The 19,838-nt window shown below is 66.4% G+C and carries 11 protein-coding genes; 6 read left to right on the plus strand and 5 right to left on the minus strand.

Annotated features, from left to right (window positions below; all coding sequences use genetic code 11):
- Positions 1–76: 76 nt before the first annotated feature.
- Both AC3WMU_RS08160 and AC3WMU_RS08165 read right to left on the minus strand, forming a co-directional pair.
- Positions 77–1,462 carry a NarK family nitrate/nitrite MFS transporter gene (locus tag AC3WMU_RS08160; protein WP_424625941.1) on the minus strand — a complete coding sequence of 462 codons (1,386 nt, stop codon included), beginning with the start codon at positions 1,460–1,462 and terminating at the stop codon, positions 77–79.
- Positions 1,463–1,492: 30 nt separating this feature from the next.
- Positions 1,493–2,764: an MFS transporter gene (locus tag AC3WMU_RS08165; protein WP_424625942.1), complete on the minus strand. Its 1,272-nt coding sequence runs from the start codon at positions 2,762–2,764 to the stop codon at positions 1,493–1,495.
- A gap of 223 nt (positions 2,765–2,987) precedes the next feature.
- Here AC3WMU_RS08165 and AC3WMU_RS08170 point away from each other — a divergent pair, with 223 nt between their 5' ends.
- Positions 2,988–4,232, plus strand: a complete 1,245-nt coding sequence (locus tag AC3WMU_RS08170) for an NnrS family protein (RefSeq protein WP_492282159.1) — start codon at positions 2,988–2,990, stop codon at positions 4,230–4,232.
- 16 nt (positions 4,233–4,248) lie between these two features.
- On the opposite strand, the gene AC3WMU_RS08175 is transcribed toward AC3WMU_RS08170, so the two are convergent.
- Positions 4,249–5,208 (minus strand): molecular chaperone DnaJ, encoded by a 960-nt coding sequence (locus tag AC3WMU_RS08175; RefSeq protein WP_280027485.1) that lies wholly within the window; start codon positions 5,206–5,208, stop codon positions 4,249–4,251.
- A 58-nt stretch (positions 5,209–5,266) separates the two neighbouring features.
- Positions 5,267–6,442, minus strand: a complete 1,176-nt coding sequence (locus tag AC3WMU_RS08180) for a GGDEF domain-containing protein (RefSeq protein WP_492282364.1) — start codon at positions 6,440–6,442, stop codon at positions 5,267–5,269.
- A gap of 171 nt (positions 6,443–6,613) precedes the next feature.
- Between AC3WMU_RS08180 and AC3WMU_RS08185 the strand changes: the two genes are divergently transcribed.
- From AC3WMU_RS08185 to AC3WMU_RS08200, 4 genes are all read left to right on the plus strand, one after another.
- Entirely contained in the window at positions 6,614–7,798 is a 1,185-nt protein-coding gene (locus tag AC3WMU_RS08185; RefSeq protein WP_280027483.1) for an efflux RND transporter periplasmic adaptor subunit, read from the plus strand.
- Positions 7,799–7,805: 7 nt separating this feature from the next.
- Entirely contained in the window at positions 7,806–10,886 is a 3,081-nt protein-coding gene (locus tag AC3WMU_RS08190) for a multidrug efflux RND transporter permease subunit (protein ID WP_280027481.1), read from the plus strand.
- Positions 10,883–13,960, plus strand: a complete 3,078-nt coding sequence (locus AC3WMU_RS08195) for an efflux RND transporter permease subunit (protein WP_424625946.1) — start codon at positions 10,883–10,885, stop codon at positions 13,958–13,960. The genes AC3WMU_RS08190 and AC3WMU_RS08195 overlap by 4 nt, the downstream gene beginning before the upstream one ends.
- 249 nt (positions 13,961–14,209) lie before the next feature.
- Positions 14,210–17,353, plus strand: coding sequence for a CheR family methyltransferase (locus AC3WMU_RS08200; RefSeq protein ID WP_492282160.1), 3,144 nt, complete (start codon positions 14,210–14,212; stop codon positions 17,351–17,353).
- Positions 17,354–17,401: 48 nt separating this feature from the next.
- On the opposite strand, the gene AC3WMU_RS08205 is transcribed toward AC3WMU_RS08200, so the two are convergent.
- Positions 17,402–18,310: a LysR family transcriptional regulator gene (locus AC3WMU_RS08205; protein WP_035212671.1), complete on the minus strand. Its 909-nt coding sequence runs from the start codon at positions 18,308–18,310 to the stop codon at positions 17,402–17,404.
- A gap of 112 nt (positions 18,311–18,422) precedes the next feature.
- On the opposite strand from AC3WMU_RS08205, the gene AC3WMU_RS08210 reads away from it, so the two are divergent.
- Positions 18,423–19,838: a M20 family metallopeptidase gene (locus tag AC3WMU_RS08210; RefSeq protein WP_454676796.1), complete on the plus strand. Its 1,416-nt coding sequence runs from the start codon at positions 18,423–18,425 to the stop codon at positions 19,836–19,838.

Below are 19,838 nucleotides of genomic sequence, written 5' to 3' on the forward strand. Positions count from 1 at the left end.
ACTTTAGGCGCCGCTCTGTCCCCCGCCTATTCGCCAGTGGCACAGGCGGCGCACGGCAGAGTGACTAGTCACCCAGTCAGCAAGGCACCGGGGCATTGCGGCGGGCGTAGAACCACCAGGTGATCACCATGCAGGTGGCGTAGAAGCCGATGAAGCAATACAGCGCGGCCTGCACGCTGCCCGTCATTTCCAGCGACGTGCCGAAGCTGCGGGGAATGAAAAAGCCACCGTAGGCCCCGATGGCGCCGGAAAACCCCAGCACGGCCGCCGATTCCTTGGCCGCTTCGCTCATGGCCTGCTTCTGGCCGGCGGCGCCCTTGCCTTTGGCCGCCTGCGTGCGTTCGCGCAGGAAGATCACGGGGATCATGCGGAAGGTGGACCCGTTGCCCAGGCCGGTCAGCGCGAACAGCACGATGAACATGGCCAGGAAGCCGTTGAAGTCGCCCCCCTGCCCGCCCACGGGCAGGAACATCACCACGCCCAGCACCGCGGCGATCATGCCGGCGAAGGTGAACAGCGTGACGCGCGCGCCGCCCAGCTTGTCGGACACCCAACCGCCCACCGGACGCGTGAGCGACCCCACGAGCGGCCCCAGGAAGGCATAGGCCATGGGGTCGACCTGCGGGAACAGGGTCTTGGTCAGCATGGCGAAGCCCGCCGAGAAACCGATGAAGGAGCCGAAGGTGCCCACATACAGCCAGCACATCAGCCAGTTGTGCTTGCGCTTGAAGATCACGGCCTGATCGGCAAACGACGCGCGGGCGTCGGCGATGTCATTCATGCCGAACCACGCGGCAATAGCCGCAATGGCGATGGGGATCACCCAGATGAAGCCCGCATTCTGCAGCCACAGGTTCTGCTGCGCGCCATTGACGGTGATTGCCTGCGGGGCGCCGCCGGCCACGCCGAAGACACCCACCGAGATCACGACGGGCACCACGAACTGCACGAGCGACACGCCCAGGTTGCCGATACCCGCATTCAGGCCCGTGGCCAGACCCTTCTTTTCCTTGGGGAAAAAGAAGCTGATGTTGGCCATGCTGGAACTGAAGTTGCCGCCGCCCAGGCCGCACAAGAGCGCCAGGATCAGCAAGGTGGGAAACGAGGTGGTCGGGTCGCGCAGCGCGAACCCCATACCCAGCGCCGGGATCAGCAGCGAGGCCGTGGAAATGGCGGTCCACTTGCGGCCGCCGAAGACCGGGACCAGAAAGGAATAGAAGATGCGCAACGTGGCGCCCGACAGCGCCGGCAGCGCGGTCAGCCAGAACAGCTGGTTCTTCGACAGCATGAAGCCCGCGCGATCCAGGTTGACCACCACCACGCTCCACAGCATCCAGATGCTGAACGCCAGCATCAGGGCGGGGATGGAGATCCAGAGGTTGCGGTTGGCGACGCGCGCGCCGGTCTGCTTCCAGAAGCCGGGATTATCGGGCTCCCAACGCGACAGGACTTGAGTGGACATGATGAAGGCTCTTTGTAGGGGTGGGAGGGATCAGGCGGATTGCTTGGCGACGGCCGCCGACGCGCTGGCCGCGCCTTCGGGCCGGAAACTGAAGTGCATGAAGATCAGCGACACGCAGACCGTGCCGTACAGCAGCATGAAAGCGCTGGAGCGCACGCCGGTCAGGTCGAGCAGCACGCCGAACAGGATGGGCAGCACGAAGCCCCCCAAGCCGCCGGCCAGGCCGACGATGCCGGACACGGCGCCGATGTTTTCGCCGAACTCGTCCGAGATGAACTTGAAGACCGAGGCCTTGCCGATCGCCATGGCGATGCCGACGATGAACAGCAGCACGGTGAACGACACTGGTCCCAGCGCGATGCCGAAGCTGCGCGGACCATTGGCGGTCATGACGGTGAATTCGGTTTGCGGATAGCTCAGCAGGAAGAACGCCACCCAGCACACCCACATCACCCACCAGGTGGTCTTGTAGGCGCCGTGGCGGTCCGAGATCCAGCCGCCCAGAGCGCGCAGCACCCCGCCCGGCAACGAGAAGCACGCTGCCAGCAAGGCGGCCAACTTCATGTCGAAGCCGTATTCGCCGATGTAGTACTTGGTCATCCACAGCGCCAGCGCCACATAGCCGCCGAACACCACCGAGTAGTACTGGCAGTAGCGCCAGACGCGCGGATCCTTCAACATGGCGAACTGCGCCGACAGGGACGCGCCGCGCGTGACACGGTGCGCCGGGTCGGAGGCCGAGAACATCCAGAACAGCAAGGCTGTGACTAGAAGCGCCACCGCGTACACCTGCGGCACGATGACCCAGGCGCCGCCGGCGGCGGCGATCAGCGCCGGCGCCACGAACTTGGTGATGGCCGACCCCGAATTGCCCGCGCCAAACACGCCCATCGCCAGGCCCTGCTTGTTGCGCGGAAACCAGCGCGCCACATACGGCGTGCCGACCGAGAACGAGCCGCCCGTCAGGCCGACGAACAGCGCCAGCACCAGAAACTGCCAATACTCGGTGGCATAGGACAGCAGCCAGATCGGCACCACCGCCAGCAGCATCAGGATGAAGAACACCGGCCGGCCGCCATAGCGGTCGGTCCAGATGCCCAGCGGCACCCGTACCAGCGAGCCGGTCAGTACCGGCATGGCGGCCAACAGGCCGAATTGGGTTTCGGACAGGCCCAGTTGCGCCTTGATGGGGATGCCCAGCACCGCAAAGATCATCCAGACCGCGAAACAGATGGTGAAGGCAAACGTGCTCGAAATCAGGACCCGCATCGGCCTGCCGGATGGGGAAGTTGCTGCTGTCATGGTTACTCTCGCTTGGCTCACGGATACAGGGAATTCAGGGCTCTAGCCTAGGGACCGCATGCCCGTGCCGCCATTCGCCGGCTGACCATCCGGCCCCGCCAATGTGCCTAGTCACTGTCGGGTTCCCGGGCAGGTTTGCGCCAGATCAAACAATCGCGCTGGCGGGCGGGCAGGCGCAGGATTAATATGCATTTCAAATACACCTTTAATCCGACAGACCGCCATGCCTCCGCTGCTGACCATCGACGAACCCGCTGCGCCCACCCGGCAGCCCCGCCCCCAATGGGGCGCTTTCACCGAAATGGGGTTCCGTCCGCTGTATCTGGCGGGCTGCTTCTGGGCGCTGGCGTCCGTGTGGCTGTGGGTGCATGCGCCGGCCCGCATCACGGGCGTCATGGGCGGCATGTTCTGGCACGCGCACGAGATGCTGTGGGGCTTCGTTGCCACCATCGCCGTGGGCTTCCTGCTGACGGCGGGCGCCAACTGGACGGGCAAGAACCCCTTGCGCGGCAACGCGCTGGCGGGCCTGTGCCTGCTGTGGATCGTGGCGCGCGCGGGCTATCTGGTGCCGGGCCGGCCCGCGTTCCTGGTGGCCGCCGCGGCGGATCTGGGCTTCTTCCTGTGGGGCGCCGCCGCCTTGGGCCGCGCCGTGTGGGTGACGCGCAACCAGCGCAATGCGGGGGTGCCTTTCCTGTTGCTGGGGCTGGCCGCCGCCAACGCCATGTACCTGTGGGCCGTGGTGCAAGGCGATTATCTTGCCCTGATGCGTTACTTCAACGCCGGGCTGCTGTGCATGGCGGTGCTGACGCTGCTGATCGCGCGCCGCGTCCTGCCCTTTTTCGCCAAACGCGCCGTGGCGGGCCTGGATATCCCCGCGCACACGCGCAGCGGACATTGGCAACTGGGTCTGGGCGTGGTCGCCATCGCCTGCCTCACGGCCGACGCCCCGCGTTTGGCCGCGCTGGCGCTGGCGGCGACCGGCCTGATCGCGTTGGCGCAATGGGTCTCCTGGAAACCCTGGGCCGTGCGCCGCGTGCCGCTGCTATGGATTCTGTATGCGGGCTATCTGGGCGTGGGGATCGGCCTGCTGGTGGGCGCCGCGCATCTGGCCGGCTACGTCGTGCGTCCCGCCTGGCCCGCGCATGTGATCGGGGTGGCCGGGTTTTCGGTGCTGATACTGGGCATGGTCACCCGCACCGCCCTGGGCCACCTGGGACGGCCGCTGCGGACCGACCGCAGCATCGTGGTCAGCTACGCGTTGATGATCCTGGCGGCGTTGCTGCGCCTGGCCGCCCTGCTGCCCACTGCCGCCACGGTCGGCTTGCTGCATGCCGCCACGACGGCCTGGGTGCTGGCCTTGGCGCTGTACCTGTGGCGCTTTTTCCCGATGATGATCCGCCCGCGCGCCGACGCCGCCAAGTCGACGGCGCCCCTCATGCGCGTGGTGCCCGTGGCCCGGCGCACCTGACGCCGGGCGCCGGCCATCAGTCGCGGCCTTCGCGGCGCTCGATGGCTGCGATTTCGCGCTTCATCGCCTTGAGCCAGGACTTGAGCAGGCCCTGGTCCGAGAACTGCATGACTTCGTGTTCCAGTTCGCGGATGTATTCCTGGATGTCGACGATATCGGCGTCCAGGTCTTCCATCACCGTTTCTGGGTCGAACGAGGCGAACGGATCCAGGTCGTAGCGCAGCTTGAAGCCTTCTTCCGCGTAGGCGGCCTGGTGCAGGACGTCGTCCAACCGGGCTTGCAGGACGGCGTTGACTTGCGGCAGGCGCGCGTCGTCGATGTCGCCGGCCGTGTCCACATCGGCTTGAAGGTCGGGATTCTGCACAGCCTGGCGGACGCGCACCTGCTCGGCGTCCTGCAGGGCTTGCCATGCCACGGCGTTCGGCGTGTTGCTGCGGGTGGCCAGACGCGCCAGCGCCAGCAGCTCCTCCGCTTCGTCGTCTACATATTGGTCCTGGATCAGGGCAAGCAGCCGGGCTGGCGACAAGGCGCCCGGGTCAGTGTCCGGATCCAGCCCCAATGCGTCAGCCAGTTCCACCTTGGCGTCTTCGGTCTCGTCGGCCGCGTCCGCGTCATAGTCCGACCCGCCGTGCTTTTTATAAAGCACTTTCAGGCGCCCGGTGTCGCAGGCCGCCGGCAGCTCGCTCTTGGCGGCCAATTCCAGCAGTTCTTCGGAAAACTCCACCACCAGTTCAGACACGAATTCGCGTTCCGACTTGGACAGCCCCATGTTCTTGTGCGCGTGGTCGAAGCACAGCACCAGCTTCATGCGCAGTTCTTGCAGCTTTTGCTCCAGCGGCGACAGCCCTTCGGAATACTTGCGCTGGTAATCGGCCTCAACCGCCTGCCATTGCCGCACGCGGGCGCGTTCCGTCTCCAATCGGGCTTGAAGGCGTTCGAACAACTGCCGCGGACTTTCGAGGGGATGCTCACCCATGGACCTGCTCCTTGCTGACCTGCTATTGAAAATAGCCGCCACTATAACGACTAGCCCGTCACGCCGCGGCGGAACTTGCGCCCAGGCGTGCCAATTCGACGCGATTGCCGCCTAGCGCCTTCGCGCGATACAGCGCATGGTCTGCCGCGGCAAGGCCGGCGGCCAACGGCGGCACGTCGCCGTCGAACTGCGCCAGGCCGACGCTGACGGTGGCCGGTATCCCCACGCCCCGCGCGGGATCCACCATCGTCTCGGCAAAACGCCTGACGATGGCTTCGGCCAGCAAGTGGGCGCGGCGCGCGTCGTCGCCCGACAGCAGGCACGCGAACTCTTCGCCGCCGATCCGGGCCAGCACGGCGGCCGGGCCGACCGTGCCTTGCGCCACGCCCGCAAACGAGGTCAGGACCTTGTCGCCCGTTTCGTGGCCGTGCAGGTCGTTGATCGATTTGAAATGGTCAAGGTCGAACGCAAGCATGGCAACGGGGCCCTGCCCGGCCGGGCCGCCGATGACGCGCGCGCCCTGCTCGAAGAACCATCGGCGGTTGCCCAGCCGGGTCAGATAGTCGGTCTGGGATTCCTGCAGCAATTGGCCATGCGTCTCTTCGCGGATCAGCTTGACCAGCGTCATGGGCAAAATGACCGAATACAGCACGCCCTCGTACATGGTGATGTTGCTGGCGGCCCACAACACCTCCTGGCCGAAGGTCGCCACCATCCAGGGCAGCACGCCCGCGCGGCCGGCATACAGCAACGCATGAATGGCCGTCACCATCACGATGATCCGTCGGGCCGGCAGCGCTTGCATGGCTCGGCACCGCAGCATCTCCAGCGACGTCATGCCACTGATCAGGGCAATCGGCACCGCGCTGGCGTAGGCCCACACGACATCCTGCCATCGCGTCCCGGCCACCGCCCACACCAGCGCCATCAGCGCCAGCAGCGCCACGGACCCGGCGCGGTATTGACGCCCCCGCAGGGACGCCACGCCGTTGAGCACCAGCAGGTAACCCGAGAGAATGACAAGGTTGCTGAGCGCCGAGCCGAACGCTCCGGGAAGATCCCGCCGGAACAGGACCAGCACGCATCCCATCGCCAACGTGGCAAAGCCGGTTCCCAGCATGCGCAGCGTCTTGCTGCGCAGGGGATGGGCCCGAAGCTCCCAGAAGATCATCCCCGCGCTGGCCAGCAGCGTCCCGATGATAAGGAGATATAGGGTATGGAGATCGACGTACATGCCGTAGAAGAGGCGCATTGCGCCGGTACTTCGCGGCGACGGCCGGATTTTACGTTGAATTCCAGACAACCATATGGCGAAAACCCCTCTTGAAAACCTTCGTTAATAACGCTAATCATTATTATTAATATAGAATCTCGGCTGTCCGCAACATCCTGACTGGCAGCCCAGATGTCACTGCCCTCTTTCGCGGGCCACCCTTCCCGAACCCAGCGCCTGATCCTGATCGCCGCCGCCCTGTTGCTGGCCGTGCTGATCGCGGTTGCGTACGGGTTGATGGGGAGTCAAGGCCCCGCCCCCGCCCGCCCGCCCGAATACGGGCAAATTCCCGTGGCTGTCAGCGTAGCCGCCGCCCGCATGGGCCCGCTGCAACGCGATCTGCACGCGCTGGGCACCATCACGCCGCTGGCGCAGGTGACTTTGCGCAGCCAGGTCGACGGCGAACTGGTCCGCCTGCATTACACCGAAGGCCAGGCCGTCACGCGGGGCCAATTGCTGGCCGAGATCGACGCCCGGCCCTACCTGGCCGCGCTGGCCGCCGCCGAGGGAGAACTGGCGCGCACCCAGGCGCTGCTGGACAACGCCCAGGCCGATTTGCAGCGCTACCGGCGCCTGGCGCGCCAGGAATCCGTGGCGGGCCAGCAACTGGATACCGCCGAAGCCCAGGTGCGTGCGTACACCGCGCAGCGCCAATTGAACCGGGCCCAAGTCGCCGATGCCGAACGCCTGCTGGGTCATACGCGCATCATCGCCCCGCAGGACGGCCGCATCGGCCTGCGCCGCATCGACGCCGGCAACCACGTGCGGGCCGACGACGCCAACGGCCTGACCACGCTGGTGCAGACGATGCCGATTTCGGCGATCTTCAGCATTTCCGAGACCCGGCTGGACATCCTGCGCCGGGCGCAGGCCAAGACGACGGTGCTGCGCGTGCAGGCCTGGGACGCGGACGACCGCCGCATCCTGGCCGAAGGCACCCTGGAAGCGCTGGACAACCGCATCCAGGCAGCCAGTGGCACCGTCCGCCTGCGCGCCCGCTTCGACAACGCCGACGAATCGCTGTTTCCCAACCAGTTCGTGAACATCAGGCTGGCCGTGGTGCAGCAGGACAACGTCATCACCATTCCGTCGGCCGCCGTGCAATATGGCTCCGAAGGCGCCTTCGTGTTCGTCATCGGCGACGACCAGCGCGCCACGCGCCGGGTCCTGCAACTGGGTTCCGCCAACGCCGGCCACGTGGTCGTGGAAGCAGGCCTGGCCGTTGCCGAGCGCGTCGTAGTCGAAGGCGTGGACCGCCTGCACGACGGACGCGACGTCCAGATCGTCGAGCCCCTTGCCGTCCCGCCCCTTACCTGATCCGCGCATGAGCCTGTCACGCCCTTTCATCCTGCGCCCGGTCGCAACGTCCTTCCTGATGATCGCCTTGCTGCTGTCGGGCATCCTGGCCTGGCGCATGCTGCCGGTCGCCGCCCTGCCGCAGGTGGATTACCCGATCATCCAGGTCACGACCCAGTACCCCGGGGCGAGTCCGACCGTCACGGCACGCGCGGTCACGGCGCCGCTGGAGCGGCGATTCGGGCAGATCCCAGGCTTGAAACAGATGTCGTCCACCAGCGGCAGCGGCATTTCGGTGATTACGCTGCAGTTCTCGCTGGACGTATCCCTGGGCGTGGCGGAACAGGAAGTGCAGGCCGCCATCAGCGCCAGCGGCTCGCTGCTGCCGACGGACCTGCCCACGCCCCCCATCTACCGCAAGGTCAACCCCGCCGACGTGCCCATCCTGACGCTGGCCGTCACGTCCGATTCACTGCCGCTGCCCAAGGTCTACGACCTGGTGGACACGCGGATGACGCAACGCCTGTCGCAACTGTCCGGCGTGGGCATGGTCAGCCTGGCCGGCGGACAACGCCCGGCCGTGCGGGTGCAGGTCAACCCGATGGCGCTGGCCGCCCGCGGCCTGCAGCTGTCCGACGTGCAGGAAGCCATCAGCAAGGCCAATTCGAACCAGCCCAAAGGCAGCTTCGACGGCCCGGTGCGCTCGGTCATCATGGACGCCAACGACCAGTTGCAAAGCGCGGAGGAATACCGCGAGCTGATCGTCGCCTGGAAGAACGGCGCCCCGGTGCGGTTGGGCCAGGTCGCCACGATCGAGGACGGCGCTGAAGACCGCTACCTGGCCGCCTGGGTCGACAAGCAGCCCGCCGTGCTGGTCAACATCCAGCGCCAGCCTGGCGCCAACGTCATCGCCGTGGCCGATCAGGTCAAGGCGCTGCTACCCCAGCTGACGGCCAGCCTGCCCGCCGCGGCTCAGGTGCGCATCCTGACCGACCGCACCGAGAGCATCCGTGCGTCGGTCCGCGGCGTGCAGTGGGAACTGGTGTTCGCCGTGGGCCTGGTGGTACTGGTGACCTTCCTGTTCCTGCGCAACCTGCCCGCCACCCTGATCCCCAGCCTGGCGGTGCCGCTGTCCCTGATCGGCACCTTCGGGTTCATGCATCTTGCCGGGTTTTCCACCAATAACCTGACGTTGATGGCGCTGACCATCGGCGCGGGCTTCGTGGTGGACGACGCCATCGTCATGCTGGAGAACATCGCGCGCTACCGCGAGCAGGGCCACAGCCCCATGTCGGCCGCGCTGAAAGGCGCCGGCCAGATCGGCTTCACCCTCGTGTCGCTGACGCTGTCGCTGATCGCCGTGCTGATTCCGCTGCTGTTCATGGAAGACGTGGTGGGCCGGCTGTTCCGGGAATTCGCCATCACGCTGGCGGTGGCCATCCTGATATCGCTGGCGGTGTCGCTGACCCTGACGCCGATGATGTGCGCGCGCCTGCTGCCCGCGCACGTGGAATCCCGTCCCGGGCTGCTGGACCGCGTGCAGGCCCGCTACGCCGGCTGGCTGGACGTGACCTTGCGCCACCAGCGCCTGACGTTGCTGGTCATGGTGGCCACCGTGGTGCTGACGGGCCTGCTGTACCTGGCGGTGCCCAAGGGATTCTTCCCGGTGCAGGACGGCGGCGTGCTGCAAGGCGTAACCCAGTCGTCGCAGAACACCTCATTCGACGCCATGTCGCGTCGCCAGCAAGCGGTGGCGCAATCCCTGTTGGCCGACCCCGACGTGCAGAGCCTGTCGTCGTTCATCGGGATCGACGGCATGAACACCACGCTGAACACCGGGCGTCTGCTGATCAACCTGAAGCCCTGGGCCGAGCGCAGCGCCCCGCTGGCAGACATCATGGCCCGGCTGGACTCCCGCGCTCGCGAGGTGCAGGGCATTTCGCTCTTCCTGCAGCCCGTGCAGGAACTGAACATCGAAGACCGCGTCAGCCGGGGCCAGTACCAGTTCACGCTGACCTCGCCCGACAGCGCGCTGCTGACCCAGTGGAGCCACGCACTGATGCAGCGCCTGGCGCAATCGCCCGAATTGGCCGAGGTCTCGTCCGACCTGCAAGGCGACGGCCGCCAGGCCTTCCTGCAAGTCAACCGCGACACCGCCGCGCGGCTGGGCGTGACGATGGACGACGTGGTGCAGACGCTGTACAACGCGTTCGGCCAGCGCCAGGTCGCCACCTTGTTCACTCAGTCCAACCAGTACCGCGTGGTGCTGGAAGTGGACCGGCGCCTGGCCTTGAGCCCCGACGCGCTGGAACGCATCCATCTGCAGACCGAAGACGGCCAGGCGATTCCGCTGTCGGCGCTGGCCACCGTCAGCGAACGCGCGGTGCCGCTGGCCGTGAACCACCTGTCGCAATTCCCCGCGGTGAACCTGTCGTTCAACCTGCCGCCGGGCGGCTCACTGGGCGAGGCCATCGCCGCCATCGACACGGCCCAGCGCGACATCGGCATGCCGCCCAGCGTCGAACTGCGCCTGCAGGGCGCGGCGTCGGCGTTCCAGGCGTCGCTGTCCAACACGCTGTGGCTGATGCTGGCTGCTGTGGTCACGATGTATCTGGTGCTGGGCATGCTGTATGAAAGCGCCATCCACCCCGTCACCATCCTTTCGACCCTGCCGTCGGCCACGGTGGGCGCGCTGCTGGCGCTGCTGCTGACAGGCCGGCCGTTGGACCTGATCGCCGTCATCGGCATCATCCTGCTGATCGGGCTGGTGAAGAAGAACGGCATCATGATGGTGGACTTCGCGCTGGAAGCCGAGCGCGCGCGCGGCCTGCCGCCTGAAGCCGCCATCCGCGAGGCCGCGCTGCTGCGCCTGCGCCCCATCCTGATGACGACGCTGGCCGCCTTGTTCGGCGCGCTGCCGTTGATGCTGGCCACGGGCTCCGGCGCCGAATTGCGCCAGCCGCTGGGCTGGGTCATGGTGGGTGGGCTGCTGGTCAGCCAGGTGCTGACGCTGTTCACCACCCCCGCGGTCTACCTGTTCTTCCACCGCCTGGGCCCGCGGCGTGGCGTTGCCGCCAAGCCCGCCCGGACTGACGGGCCCGCGGCATGATCCGGGCGTTGCTGCACCGGCCGGTCGCCTGCATCTTCCTGGCGCTGGCGCTGACACTGCTGGGCGCGGTGGCCTGGCGCCTGTTGCCGGTGGCGCCGCTGCCCCAGGTGGATTTCCCCACCATCGAAGTGCGTGCCGACCTGCCGGGCGCCAGCCCCGAAAGCATGGCCAGCACCGTGGCCGCGCCGCTGGAGCGCGCCTTGGGCAGCATCGCCGGCGTCAGCGCCATGACCTCGTCCAGCAACCAGGGCGCCACGCGCGTCCAGTTGCAGTTCGACCTGGACCGCGACATCAACGAAGCGGCGCGCGACGTGCAGGCCGCCATCAACGCGGCCCGCGCCGAGTTGCCCGCGGGCATGCCGGGCAACCCCAGCTACCGCAAAATCAACCCGTCGCAGGCGCCCATCATGGCGCTGGCGCTCAGCTCCCCTACCCGCCCGGCCGGCCAGCTCTACGATCTAGGCGCGACGGTGCTGGCGCAGAAAATCTCGCAGATCAACGGGGTGGGCGAAGTGACGATGGGCGGCAGTTCGCTGCCCGCCGTGCGAGTACAGGTCAATCCCAACGCACTGGCCCACTATGGCGTGGCGCTGGATGAGGTGCGCGCGGCCATCTCGGATGCGGCGCCCATGCGCCCGCAGGGCCAGCTGGATTCGGCCGGCCAGCGCTGGGAAGTCGGCACGCCAGCCCAGCCGCGCACCGCCCAGGAATACGAAAGCCTGATCGTGCGCCACGAAGATGGCGCCGTCATCCGGCTGGCGCAGGTGGCGAAAGTCAGCGATTCGGTGGAAAACCGCTACAGCAGCGGCTTTCACAACCGTAACCCAGCCGTCGTGCTGACCATCAGCCGCCAGCCCGGCTCGAACATCATCGAAACCATCAAGGCCATCAACGAGGCCCTGCCCGGCCTGCGCGCGCTGATGCCAGCCGACGTGGACCTGACCGTGGCGCTGGACCGTTCGCCCGGCATCAATGCCACGCTGCGCGAAGCGCACGTCACGCTGGCGCTGGCCACGGCGCTGGTCATCCTGGTCGTGTGGCTGTTCCTGGGCAATGCGCGCGCGGCGGCGATCCCCAGCGTGGCCATTCCGGTCTGCCTGATCGCCACTTTCGCCGTCATGTACGTGTGGGGCTTTTCGCTGAACAACCTGTCGCTGATGGCGCTGATCGTGGCCGCCGGCCTGGTGGTGGACGACGCGATCGTCGTGCTGGAGAACATCTCGCGGCACATCGAACGGGGCCTGTCGCCCAGAAAGGCGGCGCTACGCGGCGTGCGGGAAGTCGGTTTCACGCTGGTCGCCATGACCGTGGCGCTTAGCGTGGTGTTCGTCTCCATCCTGTTCATGGGCGGGCTGGTGGAACGGCTGTTCCGCGAATTCTCGATCACGCTGGTGGCGGCCACGGTGATCTCGCTGGTAGTGTCGGTGGCCATCATCCCCGCCCTGTGCGCGCGCTGGCTCAAGCCGGGCGCGGCGCATCAGGCGGCGCCCCCTCGGCCCTCTCGCATGCAGGCGGCGTTTGCGCGGGTGCACGACTGGTACGGCGCGTCGCTGGCCCGTGTGCTGGGCCATGCGAGACTGACGCTGTTGCTGCTGGCGGGCGTCATCGGCCTGAACGTCTACCTGTATGTGGACGCCCCCAAGGGCTTTTTGCCGGTGCAAGATACCGGCCAGCTGGTCGGCTTCGTGCGTGGCGACGACGGGTTCTCGTTCCAGGTCATGCAGCCCAAGATCGACCAGTACCGCCAACTGGTGCTCAAGCACCCGGCCGTGCAGGACGTCATCGGCTACAACGGCGGCGGGCTGGGCATCAGCAATTCGCTGTTCCTGATCCGGCTGAAACCCGTGTCCCAGCGCGACGAGTCCTCGACCGAGGTCATCAACTGGCTGCGTACGAACTCTCCGGCGGTGCCGGGCGGCATGTTCTTCCTGAACGTGGACCAGGACCTGCGCATGCCCGGCGGCTTCGGCAACTCGGGCGACCACGAGCTGGCCATCATGGCCAGCGACGTGCCCGCCCTGCGCGAATGGTCGCGCAAGATCTCCAAGGCCATGCAAGCCATCCCGGAGCTGCGCGACGTGGATGCCGAAGGCGATGGCGCCACCCAGCAGGTCGTGATCAACATCGACCGCAGCGCCGCGCAGCGCCTGGGCGTGGACATGAACACGATCAGCAGCGTGCTCAGCAATTCCTTCAGCCAGCGCCAGGTGGCTACCCTGTACGACGCGATGAACCAGTACCGGGTGGTGCTGGAACTGGACCCCCGCTACACCGAAGACCCCGAGGTGCTGGAACAGGTGCAGGTCGTGGCCGCCGACGGCACGCGCGTGCCGTTGACGGCGTTCGCGACGTACGAAAACGGCCTGGTCAACGACCGCGTCTTCCACGACGGGCTGTTCGCAGCCGTAGGCGTCGGCTTCTCGCTGGCCGAAGGCGTGTCCCTGGAACAAGGGCTGGCCGCCATCGACGCCACTATGGCCAAGCTGATGGTGCCGTCATCCATCCAGACGCGGCTGGGCGGCGACGCCCGCAACTTCCAGCAAAGCGTGCAAGACCAGCCCTGGCTGATCCTGGCGGTGCTCGTCGCCATCTATCTGGTGCTGGGCATCCTGTATGAAAGCCCGCTGCATCCGCTGACCATCTTGTCGACACTGCCTTCGGCGGGCGTGGGTGCGCTGCTGGCGTTGCGCTTAGCCAACATCGAGTTCACCCTGATTGCGCTGCTGGGGCTGTTCCTGCTTGTCGGCATCGTCATGAAGAACGCCATCCTGATGATCGACTTCGCGCTCAGCCTGGAACGGCGGGAAGGTTTGACGCCTGAACAGGCCATCCACCGCGCCGCAATGCTGCGCCTGCGGCCCATCGTCATGACCAATCTTGCGGGGCTGCTAGGCGCGCTGCCGCTTGTGCTGGGCATGGGCGAAGGCTCCGAACTGCGGCGCCCGCTGGGCATCGCGATCGTCGGCGGCCTCATGATCAGCCAGTTCCTGACGCTGTACACGACGCCGATCGTCTACTTGGCGTTGGAACGGCTGCGGCTGAAAGTCCGCTCCACACGGCCCCGCACGGCGTAGTCCCATCGCCCTAGTCCGGCAGGACCAGTGCTTCGCATATCAATCCCCAGGCGTCCATGGTAATGTCGCTGCGTGTATTCCGATAACAGCGCGTAACCACGGCGTTCCGTCGCCGACGCAGAAAAAGGGGACTATGCACGCGCCCGCGCCACCCACTGTTTTTCCGCATCCCGTGGCGCACCTATCCCCGGTTTCTGATTCGTTGACGCTTCAAACGCTGTTTACGTGATTGATCAGGCCGAAGAGACCATGACTGTGCAAACGGAATTTCCCATTGTGGGTATTGGCGCTTCCGCCGGCGGCGTCGAAGCGTTGGAAGGCTTTTTTCGCGGCGTGCCCCCAAAGCCGGGGTTGGCTTTCGTCGTGCTCACCCATTTGAGCCCCGCGCGCGAAAGCCACCTGCCCGAGGTGATCCAGCATTACACCGGCCTGAAGGTCCAGGCGGCCATCCAGGACGCGGAAGTCCTGGTCGACAACGTCTACGTCCTGCCCGCCGATGCGGTGATGTCGATCCATGAAGGTCGCCTGCGGCTGCGCCAACGGGTACCCGAGCAACGCGGCCCCCGTCCGATCGACCTGTTCTTCACGTCTCTGGCGCTGGATCGCGGCGAATGCTCGGCGGGCGTCGTGCTGTCCGGCGGGGATTCCGACGGCACGCTGGGCATCAAGGCCATCAAGGAGCAAGGCGGGTTGACCTTGGCGCAGTCGGCCGACGGGTTCGGGCCGAGCAGCCCGGAAATGCCCGCCAGCGCGATCGCCACCGGCCTGGTGGACTTCATCGTGCCGGCCGATCAAATGGGCGTGAAACTGGTTGATTTCGCGGCCAGGCTGGGGCATCTGGACGACCTGGACGACGCCGCGGCCCAGGGGCCAGAGCGCGGCCGGCTGGAAGCCGCCAAGCACGAGATCTACGCCTTGCTGCGGACCCGCATCGGCCACGATTTCAGCGGCTATAAAAGCAAGACCTTCATGCGCCGCGTGCAACGCCGCATGCATGTGAACCAGATGCCCACTCTGGCCGCGTATGTCGAATTCCTGAAGCAGAACTCGCAGGAGGCGGGCGCGCTGTTTCGCGACCTGCTGATCAGCGTCACGAATTTCTTTCGCGATGCTGAAGCCTTCGAATCGTTGCAGGAACAGGTCATTCCGCAACTGCTGAAAGACCGCGGCGCGACGGAAACCATACGCCTGTGGGTGCCCGGCTGCGCCACGGGCGAAGAGGTCTACTCCCTGGCGATCCTGCTGCGCGAACACCTGGACACCCTGCCGACGGCGCCCCGCGTGCAGGTTTTCGCCACCGACATCGACGACCGCGCCCTGGCCGTGGCGCGGGCGGCGCGATATCCCGCCGCCTTGCTTGACGGGGTATCGGCAGCGCGGCGCGAGCGCTATTTCGTGGCCGATGGCGACAGTTACGTGGTCAGCAAGGCGGTGCGCGACCTGTGCATTTTCTCGCCGCACAATGTGTTGCGCGACCCGCCGTTTTCCCGGATCGACCTGGTATCGTGCCGCAATCTGCTGATCTATTTCGGCGGCGGCATCCAGAAACAGGTCATCCCCACCTTCCACTATGCGTTGCGCCCGGGCGGCTATCTGTTCTTGGGCATGTCGGAAAACGTCACCCAGTTCAACGACCTGTTCAGCCCAATCAACAAGAAGCACCGGATCTTCCAGCGCCGCACGGATATCGGCGCGCAGCCACGTCCCACGATCACCCTGCCCTCCATGCATAAACCGGACCTGCCCCATTCCGCGCTGCGTCGCGCGCAGACCGGCGCCTCGGCGCTGCGCCAATCCGTCGATAGCCAGGTACTGGCGCAACATGCGCCGCCCCACGTGCTGGTCAACCGCGACGGCGACATCGTCTACTACTCCGGACGCACCGGCAAGTACCTGGAAGCCGCCGCCGGCGTGCCGACGCGCCAGGTGCTGACCCTGGCGCGTAAGGGGCTGCGCCTGGACCTGCGCACGCTGTTGCACGAGGCCGCGGAAACCGGCCGGCCCGCGGTACGTGAGAGCGTGGCCGTGGAAGGCGAGGATGGCCGCGTCCAGATGGTGACCCTGACCGTGGAGCCCCTGGCCGACCACAAGGAAAACGAGCCGCTGTTCCTGATCCTGTTTGCCGACCACGGCCCCCCGCTGAACCGCGACGACGCCCACACGCACAGCAGCATCACGCAGCAAGGCGCCGCCCAGCAGATCGAGCTGGAACTGCGCGACACGCGCGAGCGCCTGCAATCCATGATCGAGGAATACGAGACCGCGCTGGAGGAACTGAAGTCCTCCAATGAAGAGCTGGTGTCGGTCAACGAGGAATTCCAGTCCACCAACGAGGAATTGGAGGCCTCCAAAGAAGAGCTGGTGTCGCTGAACGAAGAGCTGCACACCGTCAACGCCGAACTCCACGGCAAGGTCGACGAGCTGGACCGCAGCAACAGCGACCTGCACAACCTGTTTGAAAGCACGGCGATCGCCACGCTGTTCCTGGACCGCGACCTGATCATCCGCAGCTTCACGCCGGCCATGGGCGACGTCTTCAACATCCTGCCCAGCGACTGCGGCCGCCCCATCACCGATCTGGCCAGTCGTTTCGACCTGCCCTCTTTCGCCAACGACATCGCCCAGGTCTACACCCACTATCAGCCAATCGAACGCCGCATCGCCGGCACCCTGGACGGCAAGCACTACCTGCTGCGCCTGGTGCCTTACCGCAGCAGCGACAGCCAGGTCGACGGCGTCGTCGTGACGTTCATCGACATCACGCTCATCACCCGCGCCGAACGACGCCACCGCGTCCTGATATCCGAATTGCAGCACCGGACCCGCAATTTGCTGGCGCTGGTGCAGAGCGTGGCGCGGCGCACCTTGGGCGACGGCGAACCCTTCCAGCGGTTGGACACGCGTCTGGCCGCCCTGAGCCGCGTGCAGGGCATGCTGAGCGAAACCAACGGGGAAAAGATCGACTTCAGCGGCGTCGTGCATCGCGAACTTGACGCGGTGGGTAACGAGCGCCAGGTCACGATCAACGGCCCCGAGGTCCTCATCAGTCCGGAACGCATCCAGACGCTGGCGCTGGCCGTCCACGAACTGGCGACCAATTCCGTGAAATACGGCGCGTTGCGCTATGAATCGGGCCGGCTCGACGTCAAATGGCGCATCGAACGCCGCGACGGCGACACCGAGCACATGGTCCTGGATTGGGCGGAGTCCGGCCTTCCCGCCGCGCCGGACGCGACGCATCAGGGCTACGGCCGTGAATTGATCGAGCAAACGCTCGTCGTCGCGCTACGCGCCAAGACTTCTATCGACTTCAAGCCGGACGGCATCGCCTGTCATATCGACATGCCGCTTGAGCACACAAACGAGGCCAACGACGACGCGACGCCCAAGTAATCCTGGCCCCCGCGGCCGTCTTCACTCGCGGGAGCCAATTCGGCGGGCTTACTCCGGCAACCGCGTCGCCGCCGTCAACCGTTCGGCCATGAACGCCAGGAACTCGCGCGCCAGCAGCGGCAGGCTCCTGCCCTGCAACGTCAGCACCTGGATGCTTCGTTGCCGCATTTCCGGATTCGTGAACGGCACGCCCGCCAATTTGTCGCTGCCCACCTGGCCCATCAGGGTCAGATACCCCGTCAGCGCCACGATCCGGCTGCCAGGCAGCATCGGCAGGAACGCCGCCGAATGGTTCGACACATAGGCCGGTTCGATATGCAGCCCCGCGTTCGCGCAGGCCGTATCGAACAGTTGCCGCACCGTCGTGCCCTGGTCGCCCAGCGACAGCGGATAGTCCGCTAGATCCCGCATGCCCACGCTGCGCCGGCCCGCCAGCGGATGATCCCGGCACATCACCGCGTACACCGGCGCCCGCGTCAGCAGTTCGGTCTTCAAGCGTTCGTCCTGCACTGTGGAATAGCGCAATGCAATCTGCGACAGGCCTTCCAGGATCTGCCGGCTGACCTCCTCGGGCCGCTCCACATGCAGATGAAACCGCGCTTGCGGCCGTACCTGCTTGAATTCGGCCATGCTGAGCGGCAGGAAGCGATGGGCGAAACCTTCGGTACACGCCAGCCGGATGGTGACGTCGCCCACGTGGCCGCGCTGGCGGATCTGGGTGGTGACGCGCTCGGCTTCCAACGCGGCGGCGTTGGCGTAAGCCGCAAGCTGCCGGCCGGCTTCGCTAAGCGCCATGCCGCGCGCCTGGCGCTCGAACAGCACGATGCCCAGGTCGTCTTCCAGCTTGGCGATCTGGCGGCTGATGGCTGAAGCCGCCACGTGCTGGGCGGCGGCCGCCCCGGCAATCGATCCGCAACGGACGACTTCCAGGAAATACCGCAAGGCCAGTGAAATCATGATGGGCTCCAAATCCATGCCTTAAAAGCATGGGAAAGATGCTAATTATCTAATTGTGGCACGGGGTGAAGCGTAATAACTTTGTGCTTCCTTTGCGTACCCGAGAGCCGATGTGATTCGCGAACAAGCCGTCCTCCATGCCGTTGAAGCCTTTGATTCCGGCGCCCTGCTGGCCACGTTGACGCGTCGCGTCGCCTACGCGACGGAAAGCGAAGTGCCGGAACAGGCGCCCGCGCAGCATGCCTACCTGAACGAAGACCTGATCCCGCTGCTGACGGCGCTGGGCTTTTCCTGTGAGGTCCACGCGAATCCCGCCGGGGTCGACCTGCCCATCCTGGTCGCGCGCCGTATCGAACAGCCCGGCCTGCCGACCGTGCTGATGTATGGCCATGGCGACGTCGTGCGCGGCAACGCCGCCAAATGGGAAGGGGGCCGCGATCCCTGGCGCCTGCAAGTCGAGGGCGACCGCTGGTACGGCCGCGGCACGGCCGACAACAAAGGCCAGCACTCCATCAACCTGGAAGCGCTGCGGCAAGTCATCGCCGCACGGGACGGCAAACTGGGTTTCAACACGACCTGGCTCATCGAAACCGGCGAAGAAGCGGGCTCGCCCGGCCTGGCCGCCTTCTGCGAAGCCCAGCGCGAGGCGCTGGCGGCCGACGTGTTCATTGCCAGCGACGGCCCGCGCCTGAATGCAGAACGCCCCACGCTTTTCATGGGATCGCGCGGGGCAGTCAATTTCGAATTGAAGCTGCGCGCGCGCGAACGCGGTTACCACTCCGGCAACTGGGGCGGCCTGCTGGCCAATCCGGCCATCGTGCTGATGCATGCCATCGGCACCCTGGTGGATGCCAAGGGGCGCATCACCGTCGACGGCCTGCGCCCGCCCCCCATCCCGGCCGCGGTGGCTGACGCGTTGGCCGACCTGCACGTGGGCGGCGGCGAAGACGACCCCGAGATCAACGCCTGGTGGGGCGAACCCGGCCTGTCCGCGCCCGAGAAAGTATTCGGCTGGAACAGCCTGGACGTCCTGACCTTTGGCGCGGGCGATCCCGCCAAGCCCGTGAACGCGATCCCGGCGGAAGCCGTGGCCTGGTGCCAGCTGCGTTTCGTGGTGGGCACTGACTGGCGCGCGCTGGAAACCCATGTGCGCGAACACCTGCGCCAGGCGGGGTTTGCAGACGTGCAGGTGCGGATCGGCATGCAGGCCGGCGCCACGCGTTTGTCGCCCGACAATGCCTGGGTGCGCTGGGCCGCCGCGTCGCTGGAACGCACGACTGGCAAGCGGCCCGCGCTGTTGCCCAATCTGGGCGGCTCGTTGCCCAACGATATCTTTGCCGACCAACTGGGTTTGCCCACCCTGTGGGTGCCGCACTCCTACCCGGCTTGCGCGCAGCATGCGCCCAATGAACACCTGCTGGGCAGCGTGGCGCGCGAAGGGCTGGCCATCATGGCCGGCCTGTTCTGGGACCTGGGCGACCAGGGCCCCGCCCTGCGCGACGCGGCGGCGGCCTCGGAAACCGCGTGA

This window comes from Achromobacter sp. FW305-C-13, from assembly GCF_058783475.1.